Annotated in this window: 19 protein-coding genes; 11 read left to right on the top strand and 8 right to left on the bottom strand. The window is 71.5% G+C overall.

Annotated elements, in window-relative coordinates; genetic code table 11:
* Positions 1–30 precede the first annotated feature (30 nt).
* Together ACIP67_RS33160 and ACIP67_RS33155 are read right to left on the bottom strand one after the other, a co-directional pair.
* On the bottom strand, positions 31–246 hold the full coding sequence (locus ACIP67_RS33160; RefSeq protein WP_401696751.1) for a DUF397 domain-containing protein: 216 nt from the start codon (positions 244–246) through the stop codon (positions 31–33).
* Positions 243–1,004, bottom strand: coding sequence for a helix-turn-helix domain-containing protein (locus tag ACIP67_RS33155; RefSeq protein ID WP_401696945.1), 762 nt, complete (start codon positions 1,002–1,004; stop codon positions 243–245). The genes ACIP67_RS33160 and ACIP67_RS33155 overlap by 4 nt, the downstream gene beginning before the upstream one ends.
* 320 nt (positions 1,005–1,324) lie before the next feature.
* Here ACIP67_RS33155 and ACIP67_RS33150 point away from each other — a divergent pair, with 320 nt between their 5' ends.
* The 3 genes from ACIP67_RS33150 to ACIP67_RS33140 all read left to right on the top strand — a co-directional run bounded on the left by ACIP67_RS33150 (position 1,325) and on the right by ACIP67_RS33140 (position 3,255).
* Positions 1,325–1,852: an ATP-binding protein gene (locus tag ACIP67_RS33150; RefSeq protein ID WP_401696750.1), complete on the top strand. Its 528-nt coding sequence runs from the start codon at positions 1,325–1,327 to the stop codon at positions 1,850–1,852.
* A 76-nt stretch (positions 1,853–1,928) separates the two neighbouring features.
* Entirely contained in the window at positions 1,929–2,141 is a 213-nt protein-coding gene (locus ACIP67_RS33145; protein WP_401696748.1) for a hypothetical protein, read from the top strand.
* Positions 2,134–3,255 carry an IS630 family transposase gene (locus ACIP67_RS33140; RefSeq protein ID WP_401696746.1) on the top strand — a complete coding sequence of 374 codons (1,122 nt, stop codon included), beginning with the start codon at positions 2,134–2,136 and terminating at the stop codon, positions 3,253–3,255. The genes ACIP67_RS33145 and ACIP67_RS33140 overlap by 8 nt, the downstream gene beginning before the upstream one ends.
* A 61-nt stretch (positions 3,256–3,316) precedes the next feature.
* Here the strand turns inward: ACIP67_RS33140 and ACIP67_RS33135 are convergent, their stop codons facing one another.
* A complete protein-coding gene (locus ACIP67_RS33135) occupies positions 3,317–3,751 on the bottom strand; it encodes a MarR family winged helix-turn-helix transcriptional regulator (RefSeq protein ID WP_401696744.1) in 435 nt (144 codons plus the stop codon).
* Between the two features lie 108 nt (positions 3,752–3,859).
* On the opposite strand from ACIP67_RS33135, the gene ACIP67_RS33130 reads away from it, so the two are divergent.
* The 3 genes from ACIP67_RS33130 (at position 3,860) to ACIP67_RS33120 (ending at position 5,626) form a co-directional block, all read left to right on the top strand.
* The gene (locus ACIP67_RS33130; RefSeq protein ID WP_401696742.1) at positions 3,860–4,774 is read left to right on the top strand and encodes an alpha/beta hydrolase; all 915 of its coding nucleotides are present in this window, start codon (positions 3,860–3,862) and stop codon (positions 4,772–4,774) included.
* 171 nt (positions 4,775–4,945) lie between these two features.
* Entirely contained in the window at positions 4,946–5,323 is a 378-nt protein-coding gene (locus tag ACIP67_RS33125; protein WP_401696741.1) for a hypothetical protein, read from the top strand.
* A gap of 51 nt (positions 5,324–5,374) precedes the next feature.
* Positions 5,375–5,626, top strand: a complete 252-nt coding sequence (locus tag ACIP67_RS33120; RefSeq protein WP_401696740.1) for a hypothetical protein — start codon at positions 5,375–5,377, stop codon at positions 5,624–5,626.
* A gap of 96 nt (positions 5,627–5,722) precedes the next feature.
* On the opposite strand, the gene ACIP67_RS33115 is transcribed toward ACIP67_RS33120, so the two are convergent.
* Positions 5,723–6,526: a VOC family protein gene (locus ACIP67_RS33115; protein ID WP_401696739.1), complete on the bottom strand. Its 804-nt coding sequence runs from the start codon at positions 6,524–6,526 to the stop codon at positions 5,723–5,725.
* 296 nt (positions 6,527–6,822) lie between these two features.
* On the opposite strand from ACIP67_RS33115, the gene ACIP67_RS33110 reads away from it, so the two are divergent.
* Positions 6,823–7,674: a sulfurtransferase gene (locus ACIP67_RS33110; RefSeq protein ID WP_401696738.1), complete on the top strand. Its 852-nt coding sequence runs from the start codon at positions 6,823–6,825 to the stop codon at positions 7,672–7,674.
* Between the two features lie 88 nt (positions 7,675–7,762).
* Here ACIP67_RS33110 and sepH read toward each other — a convergent pair whose 3' ends face one another.
* From sepH to ACIP67_RS33095, 3 genes are all read right to left on the bottom strand, one after another.
* Complete coding sequence (sepH, locus tag ACIP67_RS33105; RefSeq protein ID WP_401696737.1) at positions 7,763–8,794, bottom strand: septation protein SepH; 1,032 nt, start codon at positions 8,792–8,794, stop codon at positions 7,763–7,765.
* Positions 8,795–9,209: 415 nt separating this feature from the next.
* Positions 9,210–10,529: a D-arabinono-1,4-lactone oxidase gene (locus tag ACIP67_RS33100; protein ID WP_401696735.1), complete on the bottom strand. Its 1,320-nt coding sequence runs from the start codon at positions 10,527–10,529 to the stop codon at positions 9,210–9,212.
* Positions 10,489–11,727, bottom strand: a complete 1,239-nt coding sequence (locus ACIP67_RS33095) for an MFS transporter (protein ID WP_401696734.1) — start codon at positions 11,725–11,727, stop codon at positions 10,489–10,491. The genes ACIP67_RS33100 and ACIP67_RS33095 overlap by 41 nt, the downstream gene beginning before the upstream one ends.
* A gap of 570 nt (positions 11,728–12,297) precedes the next feature.
* On the opposite strand from ACIP67_RS33095, the gene ACIP67_RS33090 reads away from it, so the two are divergent.
* Both ACIP67_RS33090 and ACIP67_RS33085 read left to right on the top strand, forming a co-directional pair.
* Positions 12,298–13,425, top strand: coding sequence for a ferrochelatase (locus tag ACIP67_RS33090; RefSeq protein ID WP_401696732.1), 1,128 nt, complete (start codon positions 12,298–12,300; stop codon positions 13,423–13,425).
* An 8-nt stretch (positions 13,426–13,433) separates the two neighbouring features.
* Positions 13,434–14,249: an inositol monophosphatase family protein gene (locus ACIP67_RS33085; RefSeq protein WP_401696730.1), complete on the top strand. Its 816-nt coding sequence runs from the start codon at positions 13,434–13,436 to the stop codon at positions 14,247–14,249.
* Between the two features lie 70 nt (positions 14,250–14,319).
* Here the strand turns inward: ACIP67_RS33085 and ACIP67_RS33080 are convergent, their stop codons facing one another.
* The gene (locus ACIP67_RS33080) at positions 14,320–14,493 is read right to left on the bottom strand and encodes a hypothetical protein (RefSeq protein ID WP_401696728.1); all 174 of its coding nucleotides are present in this window, start codon (positions 14,491–14,493) and stop codon (positions 14,320–14,322) included.
* A gap of 417 nt (positions 14,494–14,910) precedes the next feature.
* Between ACIP67_RS33080 and ACIP67_RS33075 the strand changes: the two genes are divergently transcribed.
* Positions 14,911–15,564: a response regulator transcription factor gene (locus tag ACIP67_RS33075; RefSeq protein ID WP_003993508.1), complete on the top strand. Its 654-nt coding sequence runs from the start codon at positions 14,911–14,913 to the stop codon at positions 15,562–15,564.
* Between the two features lie 4 nt (positions 15,565–15,568).
* Positions 15,569–16,804: a sensor histidine kinase gene (locus tag ACIP67_RS33070; RefSeq protein WP_401696727.1), complete on the top strand. Its 1,236-nt coding sequence runs from the start codon at positions 15,569–15,571 to the stop codon at positions 16,802–16,804.
* Positions 16,805–17,029: the final 225 nt, after the last annotated feature.

Here is a 17,029-nt window from a genome sequence, read left to right as displayed (position 1 = left end):
ACCGGCAGGGCTCTCACGCCCGTACAAGGGTCAGACGGACGCCTCCGACGAGGCCAGCCCGACGAACCCCGCCCAGGCCTCACGCGAGACCGTGAGCATGGGACCGGCCTCGGCCTTCGAGTCCCGGACGTGCACAACTGCCGTAGCAGGCGCAACCTCTACACAATCACCGCCCTCGGTTCCGCTGTAGCTGCTCTTGAACCAGGCGAGGCCGGAGGCGACGGTCGAGGACTCAGCGTTGTTCATAGCGATCCCAGCAACCCTTCGATGAGCTCCAGTGACTCTCGCGGACTGAGAGCCTGTGATCGGATAATCCCATAGCGGGCGGCGGCCAGAACCCCTTGCTCCGGGTCGGTTTGTAGCGAGCCGATGCCTTGTGCCTCGGCATACACGAACTTCTTGCCGTCCTTCCGCGTCACCACGGTGAACGGTCCGTTCACACCGGCGTTGTCCTCCCGGTCGACCGGCATGACCTGGATCTCGACGTTGCGCCTCTGCCCGATCAGCAGCAGGTTCTCCAACTGCCCGCGCAGCACGGCCTTGCCTCCGTAGGGGCGCCGCAGGATCGCCTCGTCGAGCACGAAGCTCAGGAGTGGAGCGGGCCGACGGTCGAAGATGTCCTGCCGGGCCAAACGCGCAGTCACTCGCTGCTCGATGATCTCCTCGTCCAGAGGGGGACGCCTCATGGCGAGCAGTGCCCTCATGTAATCCTCGGTCTGGAGCAGACCCTTGACCACCAGGGTGTCGTAGGCGACCAGCTCGATGGCCTCCTTCTCCAAGGCGGCCATCCCCTGGAAGAACACCGGATACTGCGCCCGCTCCACCTGCTCCTTCCACAGGCACAGCAACCCGCCCGCCCCCAGCACCTCGTCGGCCCGCTCGATCGTCCGGGGTGACGGAATCCTCCGCCCCTGCTCGAACGACGCGACCGTGGACGCCGAGTAGCCGAGCCGCCGTCCGAACTCCCCGCGCTCCAGGCCCTCCCGCAGCCGCAGCGTCTTCATGGTCTGCCCGAACGCGACGACGACGCCTCGCCCGGCGTCCTCCTCCGGTCGCCGCCCGGCCGTCGTCGTTGTCCCAGCCGTCTCCAAGGCTCACGACCGTTCCCGAGTTGCCGTTCTCCTGCGATCCGGAAGCCGCCTCGGCCTCCGCCACCGCGTCCTCGCGCTCCGCCATGTCCATCACCGCCTCCTTGCCCCAACGCCCCGGCCCGGGGCGCCGTCACGGCGCGCAGCGCGTACTCGCGCGGACATGGCGCGTACAGCCGCCCCTGTCGCTGCGTCACCACTGGTCACGCTACGCGACCGACGGGATCGTGAGGGGCGTGACGACGAAACCCATCAATCCCACCGACACCACCCAACCCATCACCCAACCCACCACTCCCTGCACCTCCTTGAAGGCGCCCACGCCACCGGGCCGCTCCTTCGGGATGTGCTTCACCTCCACACCCCGCGGAGCCCGCCTCGCCCGCCGCCTCGCGGCCGACCGACTGGACGCGTGGGGCATCCTGTACGGCACCGACCCGCACGACGCGATCGTGCTGATCGTCGCCGAGCTCACCGCGAACGCTGTGAGCCATGGCCATGTCCCCGGCCGGGACTTCCGCCTCCGCCTCCACGCCACCCCCGACGGCCGCACCGTACGCGTCGAGGTCACCGACACCCGCACCGAACGCCGTCCCCGCCGCCCCACCGCCCCCGAACACGCCGGCGACGGCACCGAGGAGACCGGCCGCGGACTGCTCCTCGTCTCGCAGCTCGCGGCCCGCTGGGACTGGCACCCGTGCCCGGACGGACCGGGCAAGACCGTCTGGGCGGAGTGCCTCCTTCCGTCGCCTGGTGAGTGGTGAGCCAGCTCGGGGCTGGGGAATCCGCCGGTACCGGTACGTACCCGTACCCGTACCCTCGATGGGTGAGGAGGTCCGCATGTCCGACGCCACCATCCGCATCCCCGTCGAAGCCCGCGACCGGCTTGCCCGGATAGCTTCCTCCGAGGGCATGTCCCTGCGGGGCTACCTGTCGCACCTCGCCGAAACCCTGCTCACTAGTGCTCTGACCGGGAAGGTTCGCCGGGTTGGCGGTTGGAACGGTTGGATGGGCGATGACGTCCGTTCCGACCGCTGGAGGTGTGGTGGCTGAGCCTGTAAAGGTGCGCCGACTGACCGATCAGGAGGGGCAGAAGTTGCAGCAGATCGTGCGCCGGGGAAGTACAGGCTCGGTGCGCTGTCGGCGGGCGATGATGCTGCTCGCGTCGGCCGGCGGGAACCGCGTCCCGGTGATCGCCCAGCTGGTCCAGGCCGACGAGGACACGGTGCGGGACGTGATCCACCGGTTCAACGAGATCGGCCTGGCCTGTCTGGACCCTCGATGGGCGGGAGGCCGTCCCCGCCTGCTCAGCCCTGACGACGAGGACTTCGTCGTCCGGACGGCCACCACCCGCCCCACCAAGCTTGGCCAGCCCTTCACCCGCTGGTCGGTCCGTAAACTCGCCGCCTACCTGCGCCGCGTGCACGGACGCGTCATCCGTATCGGCCGTGAAGCCTTACGGTGCCTGCTGTTGCGCCGCAGCATCACTTTCCAGCGCACCAAGACATGGAAGGAGTCGCCCGACCTCGAGCGCGACGCCAAGCTCGACCGCATCGAGCACGTGCTGGAGCACTTCCCGGACCGAGTCTTCGCCTTCGACGAGTTCGGGCCCCTGGGCATCAGGCCGACCACAGGTTCCTGCTGGGCGAGGCAGGGCAAGCCCGACCGTCTACCGGCGACCTACCGCCGCACGCACGGCGTGACCTACTTCCACGGCTGCTACTCCGTCGGCGACGACCGGCTGTGGGGCGTCAACCACCGCCGCAAGGGCACCGCCAACACGCTGGCCGCGCTGAAGTCGATCCGCGCCGCCCGGCCCGACGGTGCCCCGATCTACATCATTTTGGACAACCTGTCCGCCCACACCGGCGCGGACATCCGCCGCTGGGCGAAGAAGAACAAGGTCGAGCTGTGCTTCACCCCGACCTACGCGTCCTGGGCCAACCCGATCGAGGCGCACTTCGGCCCGCTGCGGCAGTTCACCCTCGCCAACTCCAACCATCCGCATCACACGGTGCAGACCCGGGCGCTGCACGCCTACCTGCGCTGGCGCAATGCCAACGCCCGCCACCCCGACATACTCGCCGCACAACGCCGGGAACGCGCTCGCGTCCGCAGCGAGAAGGGCATTCGTTGGGGCGGATGCCCCCTCGCAGCCGCAGCCTGAACGGTCTGACGAATCCATGCGGTCGCAGCCCGATGGTGCAGCAGGGCACCGGACAGGCGAATCACTCGCGCATACGGGCTGACGCGGGCGAGGCGAGCATCGCTTTGAGGATGCGTTGCAGCTCAACGCGGTCCTGGGGGGTGACCCTCGCCAGCCTGCGGTCGTACTCCGCCGCGAGGGCTGCAAGTGCTCGATCGCGTGCTTTCGTGCCCTCGTCGGTCAGTACGAGCCGGTGACGCCGCAGGTCCGCCTCGTCGATCTCGCGGCGGATGAAGCCCTTGGTGACGAGGTTGCGGACGTAGACCGTCACGCTGGCCTTGGGCAGCAGGAGCGCGGTCGCGATCTCGGCCGGGTACGGCGATGCCTCCACCTCGGCCAGGACGAAAAACTCCTTCGTCTCCAGCCCGAGCTCGGCCAGCTCCTCCGTGCAGGCATCCATCACGACTGCCAGCAGCCGCTGGTTCAGCGTCCACAGCTGCGCCCCGTTGACCGACATGCGATCCTCCATTCCAGGTGGTACAGTTTCGTATTAGTTCCAGATCGTACAAGACATCGTCTTGTACTGGACTTCTATGGAACAACAATCTCACGAAGGAAGCCAGGCGTGATCCAGTACCTCACGATCCCGCGCGGTCCCATCGACCTCGCCGCGGACCTCCACCTGCCCGACAACGCCGACAGCAGCGCACCGCTGCGCGCCGTGGTGCTCTCCACCCCGGGCAGCAGCGTGAAGGAGCAGATCGGCGCCAACTACGCCTCCCGTCTCGCCGCCCGGGGCATCGCCGCGCTCGTCCTCGACCCCGCCCACCAGGGCCAGAGCCAGGGCGAGCCCCGCGACCTCGAAGACCCCTACCGCCGAGGCGAGGACATCTCCTACGCCATCGACCTGCTCACCACGACCCCCGGCATCGACCCGCAGCGCATCGGCGTCCTCGGCATCTGCGCCGGTGGCGGCTACGCCGTCCACACCGCCCGCACGGACCACCGCATCAAAGCGGTCGGCACGGTCGTCCCCGTCAACATCGGCAACGCGTTCCGCAGCTTCTCCCCCGACGGTCCGGCCGCTGCACTCGACGCCCTCGCGGGCGCACGCACCGAAGAGGCCCGCTCCGGCGAGACGACCCGCGTGAACTGGCTGCCCGACACCCTCGAGGACGCCGCGGCAGCGGGTCTGACCGACATCGACACCACTCAGGCCGTCACCTACTACCGCACCGAGCGCGGCGGTAACGAACACTCCACGAACCGGCGCCTCTTGCGCAGCGACTCCCTCCTGCTGGGCTACGACGCCTTCCACCTGGCCGATCGGCTCATGACCCAGCCCTTGCAGGTCGTCCTCGCCGGACGCATCGGCAACACCGGTTCCTACGACATGGGCATGCAGCTGTGGAAGCTGGCCCTCAACCCCGTCGACCTCATGGTGATCGACGGCGCCGGCCACTACGAGATGTACGACGAACCCGCATACGTCGACGCCGCCGTCGAACGACTCACCAGCTTCTACGCGAACAACCTGTAAGGCATCCGAACCGGCGAACCTATGCGGTCAGAGCACTAGCGAGGAACGAGCCGCCCGCGCCGACCAGGCACGCGCCGCCCTACGGGCATGGAACGGCTATGACTCGAGCGCGAGCGAACAGGTGGAACTCGACGCCGAGTTGGACCGACGACTCGGTGAGGCGGGGCCCAGGTGACCGAGGGTCTGCACATCGTCCTGGACGAGACGGCGATGGTGGCGGCGGGCCGGGGAAACACGCTCGCCTCACGCCTGATCCACCGTGCGCATTCCGAGGCGGGCTGGTTCCTGTACGCCCCCGCTTGTGCGCTGGTGAAGGCCGATCGGGTGCGGCCCGGTACGGCGGAGCACGTCGCCGCGCTTCCCGGCGTCACGCTGCTGGACCTGGATCTGCCCGCCTCGCTCGCCGTGGCCCGTGAGACGTCCTGGGCTCCCGCTCACGCCCGGTATGCCGTCGAGCCGACGGCGAAGCGGCCGAACGGGGCTGTGATCGCCACGGCAGCGCCCGACGTGTGGAAGGGACAGCCCGCACGAGTGATCGATCTCAGCTGACCTGTTCCGGGGCGACGTCAGGGGCGTTCCGCCGTCCTGCGCCACGAAGCCGTGCGCTTCGAACTGATGGCGGCGCTCCTGCGCGCGGACCGCCAGCCCGAGGCCTCCACCGTCGTCGACGTCAGGTGCGTCGACCACACCCGGTCGGCCAAGATCGACCACCTCTGTCTCGTACTCACCGGACCACCGGCCGAACCGTGGTCCGCCGACTCCATCCGTGATGTGTTCACGATCGACGTGATGTGGCGCACCCCCGGCGGCTGGGAGGGCGGCGAAGCCAGGACGGCCCTGGGAGCGGGCTGAGGGGCACACGAGCCGCCGGGGTTACGGCTGGGGGACGGTCGGTCCCCCTTGCCCGAGCGACTTGGGGGCCGGCCTCCGGCCCGCCCCCCGTCTCCGTCAGCGCGGGCTCCGGACCAGCGCGAACCGCGCCCCCTCCGGGTCGGCCACCGTCGCCACCCTGCCGTGCGCCGTGTCGCGCGCCGGTGCGAGGACCTGCCCGCCCAGGTCGCTCAGCAGAGCGAGCGCCTCCTCGACGTCGGCGACCTCGAAGTACGTCGTCCAGTGCGGTCCCCGCTCACGGGGCAGCGTCCGGCCGAGGCCGCGGATGCCGGCGACCGGGCGGCCGGCGACGCGCAGGGTGACGTAGTCGGTGTCGTCGGAGGCCGCGCGCTCCCGCTCGTAGCCGAACACCGTCTCGTAGAACTTGGCGACGCTCGCCGACTCGAAGGTCAGCAGTTCGTTCCAGGCGGGTGTGCCGGGCACGCCGCTGATGTTCGTGCCGAGGTGGGCGGCCGCCTGCCAGATGCCGAAGACGGCGCCGGAGGAGTCGGAGCCGATGGCCATGCGTCCGGCCTCGGCGGCGTCCAGCGGGCCCACTCCGATCGTGCCGCCGCACAGGCGCACCGTTTCGGCCGTCCTGTCGACGTCGTCCGAGGCGAGGTAGGGGGTCCAGGCGATGGGCAGGCGGCGGTCCGGGGGAAGCTGGCCGATGCCGGCCACCTCACGGCCGTCCAGCAGGGCCCGCACGTACGGGCCGAGTTGCTGCGGGCCGGGCCGGAACTCCCAGCCGAACAGGCCGCCGTAGAACTCCTGGGTGGTGGTCAGTCCGTGCACCATCAGGCTCACCCAGCAGGGTGTGCCGGGTGCGTACCGGGCGTGTGCCTCGCCGTCTCGTCCGGCCGATCCACGTGCCTCGGTCATCGTCGCTCTCTCCTCGGCCCCTCGCGGTGGCCGCGTCGCTGCCGCCCTCCGGCCCTCGTGCCGATGCTCGCACCACCCGGGACGCCGCGCGCCCCGGGCGCGCCGCCGCAGCGCGGCCCGCGCCGGGAGGGTGCCCGATAGGCAGTTAATGATCCGTTTCCGTGATATTTCCGGCGACTGCCGATCGACTGGTACGGCAGGTGCCCGACTCTGCACGCCAGGTGACCGGTCCTGTCCGGCGGAGCAGAGTAGCCGGACCTCGGCGGCGGGGCCACCCCGTGCGCAAGGATGGGGCCATGAACGCCATCATCTCCGCATCCGAACTCGTGAGCGCCCTGGCGGGGGAGAACCCGCCGGTCGTGCTCGACGTCCGTTGGCAGCTCGGCGTGGCGAAGGCGGCCGGGGAGCCGCCGTTCGACGGCCTCGCCGCGTACGCCTCCGGCCATCTGCCCGGCGCCGTCTACGTCGACCTGGACCGGGAACTGGCCGGAGCGCCCGGCACGGGCGGCCGCCATCCCCTGCCCGACGTCGAGGAGTTCGGCGCCGCGATGCGCCGGGCGGGCGTGTCGGCGGCCCGGCCGGTGGTCGTGTACGACGGAGGCCAGGGCTGGGCGGCGGCCCGCGCGTGGTGGCTGCTGCGCTGGACGGGGCACCCGGATGTGCGCGTCCTGGACGGCGGGCTGCCCTCCTGGACGGGGGACCTCTCGACGGACGCGCCCGTGCCGGCGGAGGGCGACTTCCGGCCGGTGCCCGCGTCCGACGGCCTCCTCGACGCGGACGGCGCCGCGGCGCTCGCCCGTTCCGGTGTGCTGTTCGACGCCCGCGCGGGGGAGCGGTACCGGGGTGAGGTCGAGCCGATCGACCCGGTCGGCGGGCACATCCCGGGCGCCGTCTCCGCGCCGACGAACGAGAACCTGGGCCCGGACGGCCGGTTCCTGCCCGCCGAGGAGCTCGGGGACCGTTTCAAGGCGCTGGGAGCGGTCGACGGCACGGCGGTGGGCGTGTACTGCGGCTCCGGCGTCTCCGGCGCCCACGAGGTACTGGCGCTGGCGGTGGCGGGCATTCCGGCGGCCCTGTACGTCGGCTCGTGGTCGGAGTGGTCGTCGGACCCGTCCCGACCGGTCGCCGTGGGTCCCGACCCGCAGTGATGTGAGGCACGCTCGGGGGTCCGCACCGAACGGTGCGGACCCCCCTCACGTATGACTCCTCGTGCGAACCGGCGACGTCCCTGGGGACCTACTCCTGCTTCTTGCGCCGGGTGCCGAACACGATCTCGTCCCAGCTCGGCACCGCCGCACGGCGGCCCGGACGGACGCCGTCGGCCTCGGCCTGGCGGTCGGTGGCACCGACCAGGCGGTCGCGGTGGCTGGTGACGGAACGCGGCATGAGGACGTCGGCGTAGGCGGAGCCGGCGGACGCGGCGGGTGCCGGGGGCTCCTCCTCGACCGGTTCCTCGGCGGGCTCCTCCGGTTCCTCCGACGGCCGTTCGGGCACGACCAGGTCGCCGCGGAAGCTCGGGACCGCCTCCAGCAGGCTGGTCAGCGAGTCCCGCTCCCGCTCGCCGGTGCTCTCCTCGGCCGGTTCGGAGGCCTGCGCGGGCAGCGTCGGCCGTTCGAGAGCGCGGTCCATCGAGCGGTCGCGCGGCAGCCGGGCGATGCGCGGCACGAACGGAAAGCTGGGCTCCGGAGCGGCCAGGTCGTCGGACTCGCCGATCAGGGACCGGGCCTCGTCGTCGACGGCCTGGACGAGCCGGCGCGGCGGGTCGTACGTCCAGCTAGCCGAGTGCGGTTCATCCGCGACCCGGTAGACGAGGAGGACCTCCCACGTGCCGTCGTCCCGGCGCCAGGAGTCCCACTGGACGGTGTCCTTCTCGGCGCCGCGCAGCAGCAGCCGCTCCTGGACGGCCTCGCCGAGCTGGGGTCCCGCGTTCTCACCGGGGCGGCGGACGGGCGTCTTGCGGGCACGCTCGGCCATGAAGGCGCGTTCGGCGAGAACCGGACCCTCGAAGCGGCGGACGCGGTCGACGGGAATGCCCGCCATCTGCGCGACTTCCTCCGCCGTGGCACCTGCTCGTATACGCGCCTGGATGTCGCGGGGGCGGAGATGGCTCTCCACCTCGATCTCGATCTGGCCGAGGCGGGGACGGTCGCCGCGGACGGCGGCGCGCAGACGCTCGTCAATCGGAAGCGTGTACTCCGTGCTGTCCGCAGCCTTCAGCACCAGCCGTGTGCCGTCATTCGAGACGGCCACGACACGCAGTTCGGGCATGGGGACCTCCCGGGTGGTGCCTGCCGACGTCACGTGCGTCGCTGCTTCCGCTAGTCGAGTGTGGCCTGCCCGGGTGCAGCCTGCCACAACCTTGCCGAGTTGCCCGGCGTGTCGGGCACAGGCCCTGGTTCGCCGTTATGACACGGTTACCATTTCACCACGCTGAGTGACCGATCGGCCACTCTGTGCAAACTCGTCCCCTCCTGGCGGTCCAGCAAGGCCCCGGACATCCTGGTGGGAGACCGGGCCCAGGGCTCGAAACAGTACTCCATTCGGGCCACGCGCGTGGATCGGCGCGCCGCCCAACTTCTGGCAAGAGGTGCGACTTGGCCGCCCCCTGCCCGATTTCCGCGATCTTGAACGTGTCGAACTTCACCCAACCGTCCGAAACGGAACCGGCCGCCCGCCGGGGCCGCTACGCCCCCAGGACCCTCCTCAAGTAGTCGTTCCCGAACAGACGGTCGGGGTCCAGCCGGTCCCGCAGGGCGGTGAACTCCGCGAACCGCGGGTAGACCCGGGCGAGGTCCTCGGCGTTGCGGGTGTGCACCTTGCCCCAGTGCGGCCGCCCGTCGTGCGCGGTGAAGATGCGCTCGGCCGCCGTGAAGTACGGCTGGTACGGCGTCCCCTTGGCCATGTGGACGGCGATGTAGGCGCTGTCCCGTCCGGAGGCGGTGGACAGCGTGATGTCGTCGGCCGGCGCGGTGCGCACCTCGACCGGAAAGCTGACGCGCAGGCCCGAGCGGTCCACCATCGCCTTCAGCTCGCGCAGCGCCCCGGTCACGGCCGCCCGCGGCACGGCGTACTCCATCTCCACGAACCGCACGCGGCGCGGGGAGGTGAAGACCTTGTACGGCACGTCCGTGTAGGTGCGCGCGGACAGCGCCCTGCTGGAGACCCGGGCGATCGCCGGGATCGTGGCGGGTGCCGCCCGGCCGGCCCACTGGGCCGCCTGGAAGACACCGTTGGAGAGGAACTCGTCCTCGAACCAGCCCGCGAGCTGCCCCACCGGCCTGCGCGGGCCCGCGCTGCGGTTGTTGCGCTTGGTGTTGGTGCTGCCGGTGTGCGGGAACCAGTAGAACTCGAAGTGCTCGTTCTCCGCCCAGAGGGCGTCGAAGTCGGCGAGCACCGCGTCGAGCGGCATCGGCTCCTCCCGCGCGGTGAGCAGGAAGACCGGCTCCACGGCGAAGGTGATCGCGGTGACGACGCCGAGCGCGCCCAGTCCGATCCGGGCCGCGGCGAAGATCTCGGTGTGCCGGTCCTTCGAGCAGGTGAGGATCGAACCGTCGGCCGTGACCAGCTCCAGCGCCGTGATCTGGGCGGCGATGGAGCCCGATGTGCGGCCGGTGCCGTGGGTGCCGGTGCTGGTGGCCCCGGAAACGGTCTGCTCCATGATGTCGCCCATGTTGGTGAGCGACAGGCCCTCGCGCGCCAGGGCCAGGTTGAGCCGCTTGAGCGGGGTGCCCGCCTCGACCGTGACGGTCATGTTCTCGCGGTCGACGTCACGGATGCCGGTCAGCAGGTGGGGGCGGATCAGCACCCCGTCGGTCGCGGCGATCGACGTGAAGGAATGGCCGGTGCCGACCGCCTTGACCTTCAGCCCGTCCTCGGCGGCCCGGCGCACGACCGCGGCCAGCTCGTCGGCGGAGGCGGGCACGACCTCCCGGGCGGGGCGCGCGACGACGGTGCCGCCCCAGTTACGCCACGTGCCGTTCTTCCCGCTCGCTGTGCTGCTCAACGGTGCCTCCCCGACCCGGAGCCGGCCTGCCGAGCCGGCGGTACCCCAGGAAACCGACGGCGGCCGCGACGGCACCGGCCACCGCCGGCACCCCGTACCCGGCCCGCGCGCCGGCCGCGTCGATGACCCAGCCGGCTACGGAGGAGCCGAGCGCGACGCCGACGGCGAGCCCGGTGCTCACCCAGGTCATGCCCTCGGTCAGTTGCGCGCGAGGTACGTGCTCTTCGATGAGGGACATGGTCGTGATCATCGTCGGAGCGATGGCCAGACCCGCAACGAACAGCGCCACGGCCAGGAACGGCAGGTTCCCGACCAGTAGGAGGGGGATCATACTCACGGCCATCATGAACACGCCCAGCAGCCAGCGTCGTTCCGGCGCCCCCTTGAAGCGCAGCAGCCCGAACACCAGGCCCGCCGCGCAGGATCCCGCCGCGTAGAGGGCCAGGACGAGGCTCGCGGCGCCCTTGTGGCCCTGCTCGTCGGCGAAGGCGACGGTGACCACGTCGACCGCGCCGAAGATCGCCCCGGTCGCCACGAACGTCGCCACCAGGACCTGCAGGCCCGTCGAGCGCAGCGCCGTGCCGCCGCCGCCCCGCGCGCGCGGGTGCGGCGGCGGTTCGGTGGCCCGCTGGGCGGTCAGCCAGAAGACGCCGACGGCGAGGAAGCCCGCCGCCAGCAGGGGCCCGGCCTCGGGGAACCAGGCGGTGGACAGCCCGATGGAGATGATCGGCCCGAAGATGAAGCAGACCTCGTCCACGACGGACTCGAAGGAGTACGCCGTGTGCAACTGGGGAGTCCCCCGGTACACGGCCGCCCAGCGCGCCCGGATCATGGCGCCGAGACTCGGCACGGAGCCGATCCCGGCAGCGCACACGAACAGCACCCAGTCCGGCCAGTCGAAGTGCGCGGCCAGCAGGAGCCCGGCCGACGCGGCGAGCGCGACCAGGGTCGCGGGGCGCAGCACCCTGCGCTGTCCGTACTGGTCCACCCAGCGTGAGATCTGCGGTCCGATCGCCGCGGCCGCCAGCGCGATGGCCGCCGAGAGCGCGCCCGCGAGCCCGTAGCGCCCGGTCAGCTGGGAGACCATCGTGACCACGCCGATGCCCATCATCGACAGCGGCATCCGGCCGAGGAACCCCGCGGCGGAGAAACCCTTGGAGCCGGGAGCGGCGAACAGGGCGCGGTAGGGGCTGGGCAACGGAGGTCTCCGGGGGGTCCGGTCACGCGTGCGGGGCGGCTGGGCACGGCGCGAGGAAAGGCGGCTCTGCGGGGCTCGGTCGGGCATGCGGGGGACGCGACCGCGGGGGTAAGGCGCGAACGCAGCTCATACAGCTTACGAGTTAGGCAACCCTAACGCACCTCCCCTTCACACCCTCCACGCGGGCGCCACCCCCGTCCGGTGGCCCGCCGACCGCGGCTCCCCTGTCCGCCGCCCCGAGGCGTCCGGTCCGCCTCCCGCGGCGCCCCGGCCCGCCGCTGTCGGCGGCCCCGGCCGCTCCCGGCCCGCCGCCGTCCGCAGGCGCGCGCCCCGCCGCCGTCCGCCGCCCCGAGGCGTGCGGTCCGCCTCCCGCGGCGCCCCGGCCCGCTGCCGTCGGCGGCCCCGGCCGCTCCCGGCCCGCCGCCGTCCGCAGGCCCGCGCCCCACTGCCGTTTGCCGCCCCGTCCCGCCGGCGGCGCGCGGGGCCTTCCCCCCGTGCCGCCGCGGGCGTCGCTTTTGTGCGGCACCCCGCCGTTTTCCGGCTGTCAGTGCCGGGTGGCAGGATCGAGACATGCCAGACGCGCTCGATGCCACCCCCTACGACGCCCTGCTCCTGCTCTCCTTCGGCGGACCGGAAGGCCCGGACGACGTGGTCCCGTTCCTGGAGAACGTGACGCGTGGGCGCGGCATCCCCAAGGAACGCCTCAAGGAAGTCGGCCGGCACTACTTCCAGTTCGGCGGGGTCAGCCCCATCAACGACCAGAACCGCGCCCTGCTGGACGCCCTGCGCAAGGACTTCGCCGACCACGGCCTGGCCCTTCCGGTCTACTGGGGCAACCGCAACTGGGCCCCGTACCTGACGGACACCCTGCGCGAGATGGTCGAGGACGGCCGCCGCCGCATCCTCGTCCTCGCCACCAGCGCCTACGCCTCCTACTCCGGCTGCCGCCAGTACCGCGAGAACCTCGCCGACTCGCTGGCCGCCCTGGAGGCCGAGGGCCTTCCCCTGCCGAAGATCGACAAGCTGCGGCACTACTTCAACCACCCGGGCTTCGTGGAGCCCATGACCGACGGTGTGCTCCGGTCCCTCGCCGACCTTCCCGAGGACGTCCGGGACGGCGCGCACATCGCCTTCACCACCCACTCGATCCCCACCGCCGCCGCCGACACCTCCGGCCCCGTGGAGGACCACGGCGACGGCGGCGCGTACGTCCGGCAGCACCTGGACGTCGCCCGGCTGATCGCCGACGCCGTCCGCGAGCGCACCGGCGTGGACCACCCCTGGCAGCTCGTCTACCAGTCGCGCTCCGGGGCCCCGCACATCCCGTGGCTGGAGCCCGACATCTGCGACCACCTGGAGGAGCGGCACGCGGCCGGCGTCCCGGCGGTCGTGATGGCCCCCATCGGCTTCGTCTCCGACCACATGGAGGTCCTGTACGACCTCGACACCGAGGCCACCGCCAAGGCCGGCGAACTGGGCCTTCCCGTGCGCCGCTCGGCCACCGTGGGCGCCGACCCGCGGTTCGCCGCCGCCGTCCGCGAGCTCGTCCTGGAGCGCGCCTCCACCGAGAGCGGCCGGCCGGTCACCCCGTGCGCCCTGGGCGCGCTCGGCGCGAGTCACGACCTCTGCCCGGTCGGCTGCTGCCCGGCCCGTGCCCCTCGGCCCGCCGCGGCGGGCGCCGACAGCCCCTACGCGTGAGGACCGCCGTGACCGACCCCCTGCACACGGACCTGCTCGACCTCGCCCTGACGGCCGCCCGCCGGGCCGGCGAGCTGCTGCGCGACGGCCGCCCGGCCGACCTCGCGGTCGCCGCCACCAAGTCCAGCCCCATCGACGTGGTCACCGAGATGGACATCGCGGCCGAGAAGCTGATCACCGGCCTGATCGCGGAGCACCGCCCCGACGACGGCTTCCTCGGCGAGGAGGGCGCCTCCAGCGAGGGCAGCAGCGGCGTCCGCTGGGTGATCGACCCGCTCGACGGCACGGTCAACTACCTCTACGGACTGCCCACCTGGGCCGTCTCCATCGCCGCCGAACAGGACGGCGAGACGGTCGTCGGAGTCGTGGAGATCCCGATGCGCGGCGAGACCTTCCACGCGGTGCGCGGAGGAGGGGCCCGGGCGACCGGCGCCTGGGAGGGCGAGCGCACCCTCGCCTGCCGCGCCACGGCGCCCCTCGACCAGGCGCTGGTCTCCACCGGGTTCAACTACGTCACCGAGGTGCGCGCCCACCAGGCCGACGTCGCGCGTCGGCTGATCCCGCTGCTGCGCGACATCCGGCGCGGCGGCTCCGCGGCCGCCGACCTGTGCGACGTGGCCGCCGGCCGCCTCGACGGCTACTTCGAGCGCGGACTGCACCCCTGGGACCTGGCCGCGGGCGACCTGATCGCCCGGGAGGCGGGCGCGCTGACCGGTGGACGCCCCGGAGAGCGCCCCTCACGCGATCTGGCGGTCACGGGTACCCCGGGCGTCTTCGAGCCCCTCCAGCGGCTGCTGGAGGACTTCGGGGCCTGGCACGACTGAGGCGGGCGCCGCCCACGCGAAGGGGCCCCGGCGCTGGATTCGCCGGGGCCCCTCGCATGCGCGAACTGCTTCAGACGGCGTACGCGCCGACCTCCACACCGTGCTCGGCGGCGAGGCGGCGCAGGTCGTCGAGCTCGCCCTGCTCCACCTCGACGAGGAAGTCGTCGCCCTCGTCGCGAGCCCGCGTCAGGTCGGACTCGGTCGCCTTTATGCGCTGCAGAAGTCCTGCGGTGAATGCGTCCATGCTGCGCCCCCTCGTCCTTGGGTCGTGGGTCGGTGGCACGGGGGTGTGCCGGTTGGGAAGAGGCGATCACGTCTCCGGTGGATGCCCAGCGCGCTGCCCCGCTGGGCGGCGACGGTGCCGGGCACCCACGCCCGCTCTGCGGAAAGCGGTCGGAGTGCCACATGGTGCTACGGCACATGCAGAGCGTGATCGCGGGGTGTAAAGCCGTCCTCCCCCAGCTCTCTTCCGCGGAAACCTCAACCCGACGAGAAAATCTCGCATTCCCGGGCCCCTCACCCGTCGTTCATCGCCCGGGACCCCCGCCTTACCGCCGACTTATGGCCGAAAAGGGCAGGATGGGACCACACACTCACCAAGACCCCTGCCCGCGTGCGCCCACGGAGCGCCCCGCGGGCAGACACAGGAAGGACAAGCGACGTGCGCGTACTCGTCGTCGAGGACGAGCAGCTGCTCGCCGATGCGGTGGCCACCGGACTGCGCCGGGAGGCCATGGCCGTCGACGTCGTGTACGACGGTGCGGCCGCCCTGGAGCGCATCGGCGTCAACGACTACGACGTGGTCGTCCTCGACCGCGACCTCCCGCTCGTGCACGGCGACGACGTCTGCCGCAAGATCGTCGAACTCGGCATGCCCACGCGCGTGCTGATGCTCACCGCGTCCGGCGACGTCAGCGACCGGGTCGAGGGGCTGGAGATCGGCGCCGACGACTACCTCCCCAAGCCCTTCGCCTTCAGCGAGCTCATCGCCCGCGTGCGCGCCCTCGGCCGGCGCACCAGCGTGCCCCTGCCGCCCGTCCTGGAGCGCGCCGGCATCAAGCTCGACCCCAACCGCCGCGAGGTCTTCCGCGACGGCAAGGAGGTCCAGCTCGCCCCCAAGGAGTTCGCCGTCCTGGAGGTGCTGATGCGCAGCGAGGGCGCCGTCGTCTCCGCGGAGCAGCTGCTGGAGAAGGCCTGGGACGAGAACACCGACCCGTTCACCAACGTCGTGCGCGTGACCGTCATGACCCTGCGCCGCAAGCTCGGCGAACCCCCGGTGATCGTCACCGTCCCCGGCTCCGGCTACCGGATCTGATCCCGTGGCCGCCACCCCGGCGCCTCCCCAGGCGCCTCCGAAGCCCACCTGGGACCCCAGGAGGCCCCAAGCCCCCTTTCCGTGGCTGCGCCCGACCATCCGGATACGGCTGACACTGCTGTACGGCGGGATGTTCCTGATCGCGGGCATCCTGCTGCTGTCGATCATCTACCTGCTCGCCGCGCACGCGCTGAACGTGGGCAGCGACCTGCCCTTCAAGATCGTCTCCGGCGGGGTGACGAGTGACGTCTGCAAGGTGCGCAGCGCCGAGCTGCCCGCGTCCGAGCTCAACCAGGCGCTGAACGACTGCGTCAACGAGCAGCGCCAGCACGCCCTGGACGACCTCCTCAGCCGCTCCCTCCTCGCCCTGCTCGGTCTGGCCGTCATCGCCTTCGCCTTCGGCTACGCGATGGCCGGCCGCGTCCTGAGCCCGCTCGGCCGGATCCTGCGCACCGCCCGCGCGGTAGCAGGCTCGGACCTGTCCCGCCGTATCGAGCTGGACGGACCGGACGACGAGCTCAAGGAGCTGGCCGACACCTTCGACGACATGCTGGAGCGACTGCAGCGCGCCTTCACCGCCCAGCAGCGCTTCGTGGGCAACGCCTCGCACGAGCTCAGGACCCCGCTCGCGATCAACCGCACGCTCCTCGAGGTGCACCTGTCCGACCCGAACGCGCCCGTGGAGCTCCAGCAGCTCGGCAAGACGCTCCTGGCCACCAACGAGCGCAGCGAGCAGCTCGTGGAGGGCCTGCTGCTGCTCGCCCGCAGCGACAACCAGATCGTCGAGCGCAAACCGGTCGACCTCGCCGAGGTCGCCGGGCAGGCCATCGACCAGGTGCACGGCGAGGCCGAGGCCAAGGGCGTGGAGGTCCGCGGCACCCGGGAGACGGCGATCGTGCAGGGCAACGGCGTGCTGCTGGAGCGGATCGCCCTGAACCTGCTGCAGAACGCCGTGCGCTACAACGTCCCCGAGGACGGCTGGGTCGAGGTGAGCACCGAGGTCCGGCACGGGCAGGCGGTGCTCGTCGTGTCGAACACGGGACCGGTCGTGCCGGCGTACGAGATAGACAACATCTTCGAGCCGTTCCGGCGGCTGCGCACGGAGCGCACGGGAAGCGACAAGGGAGTCGGCCTCGGCCTGTCCATCGTCCGGTCCGTGGCGCGGGCGCACGGCGGTCACATCACGGCCCAGCCGCGTGAGGGGGGAGGGCTCGTGATGCGGGTCACCCTTCCTCTCTGAGATCATGTCGCCGACACACGCGGGGATGTTCGCTTTGCGCGGAATTTTCGGGGCTGTGATCCAGCTCCCTCGTGTGTGATCGATCACAAGGGCGATTTTCCGGCCATCTACTCAGAGTGATCATGGAGGTGGCCGGAAAGCCCGGAAACTCCGGGTTTTCGGGGGTCCTGATCACGGGAAGTACACGGTGAGGCCCCTTTGAAGTGCGACATTCGGACCGTGTAC

It is taken from the genome of Streptomyces sp. NPDC088812 (assembly GCF_044750285.1).
Taxonomy (GTDB): Bacteria; Actinomycetota; Actinomycetes; order Streptomycetales; family Streptomycetaceae; genus Streptomyces.
Note: the sequence above shows the minus strand (reverse complement) of the source record. Positions and strands in the feature narration are given on the sequence as shown.

Bases quoted from the DNA above. Each gene is read 5' to 3' on its own strand.
- ACIP67_RS33160 (WP_401696751.1), bottom strand. From the start codon at position 246: ATGAACAACGCTGAGTCCTCGACCGTCGCCTCCGGCCTCGCCTGGTTC.
- ACIP67_RS33155 (WP_401696945.1), bottom strand. From the start codon at position 1,004: ATGAAGACGCTGCGGCTGCGGGAGGGCCTGGAGCGCGGGGAGTTCGGA.
- ACIP67_RS33145 (WP_401696748.1), top strand. From the start codon at position 1,929: ATGTCCGACGCCACCATCCGCATCCCCGTCGAAGCCCGCGACCGGCTT.
- ACIP67_RS33135 (WP_401696744.1), bottom strand. From the start codon at position 3,751: ATGTCGGTCAACGGGGCGCAGCTGTGGACGCTGAACCAGCGGCTGCTG.
- ACIP67_RS33115 (WP_401696739.1), bottom strand. From the start codon at position 6,526: ATGACCGAGGCACGTGGATCGGCCGGACGAGACGGCGAGGCACACGCC.
- ACIP67_RS33110 (WP_401696738.1), top strand. From the start codon at position 6,823: ATGAACGCCATCATCTCCGCATCCGAACTCGTGAGCGCCCTGGCGGGG.
- sepH (WP_401696737.1), bottom strand. From the start codon at position 8,794: ATGCCCGAACTGCGTGTCGTGGCCGTCTCGAATGACGGCACACGGCTG.
- ACIP67_RS33090 (WP_401696732.1), top strand. From the start codon at position 12,298: ATGCCAGACGCGCTCGATGCCACCCCCTACGACGCCCTGCTCCTGCTC.
- ACIP67_RS33080 (WP_401696728.1), bottom strand. From the start codon at position 14,493: ATGGACGCATTCACCGCAGGACTTCTGCAGCGCATAAAGGCGACCGAG.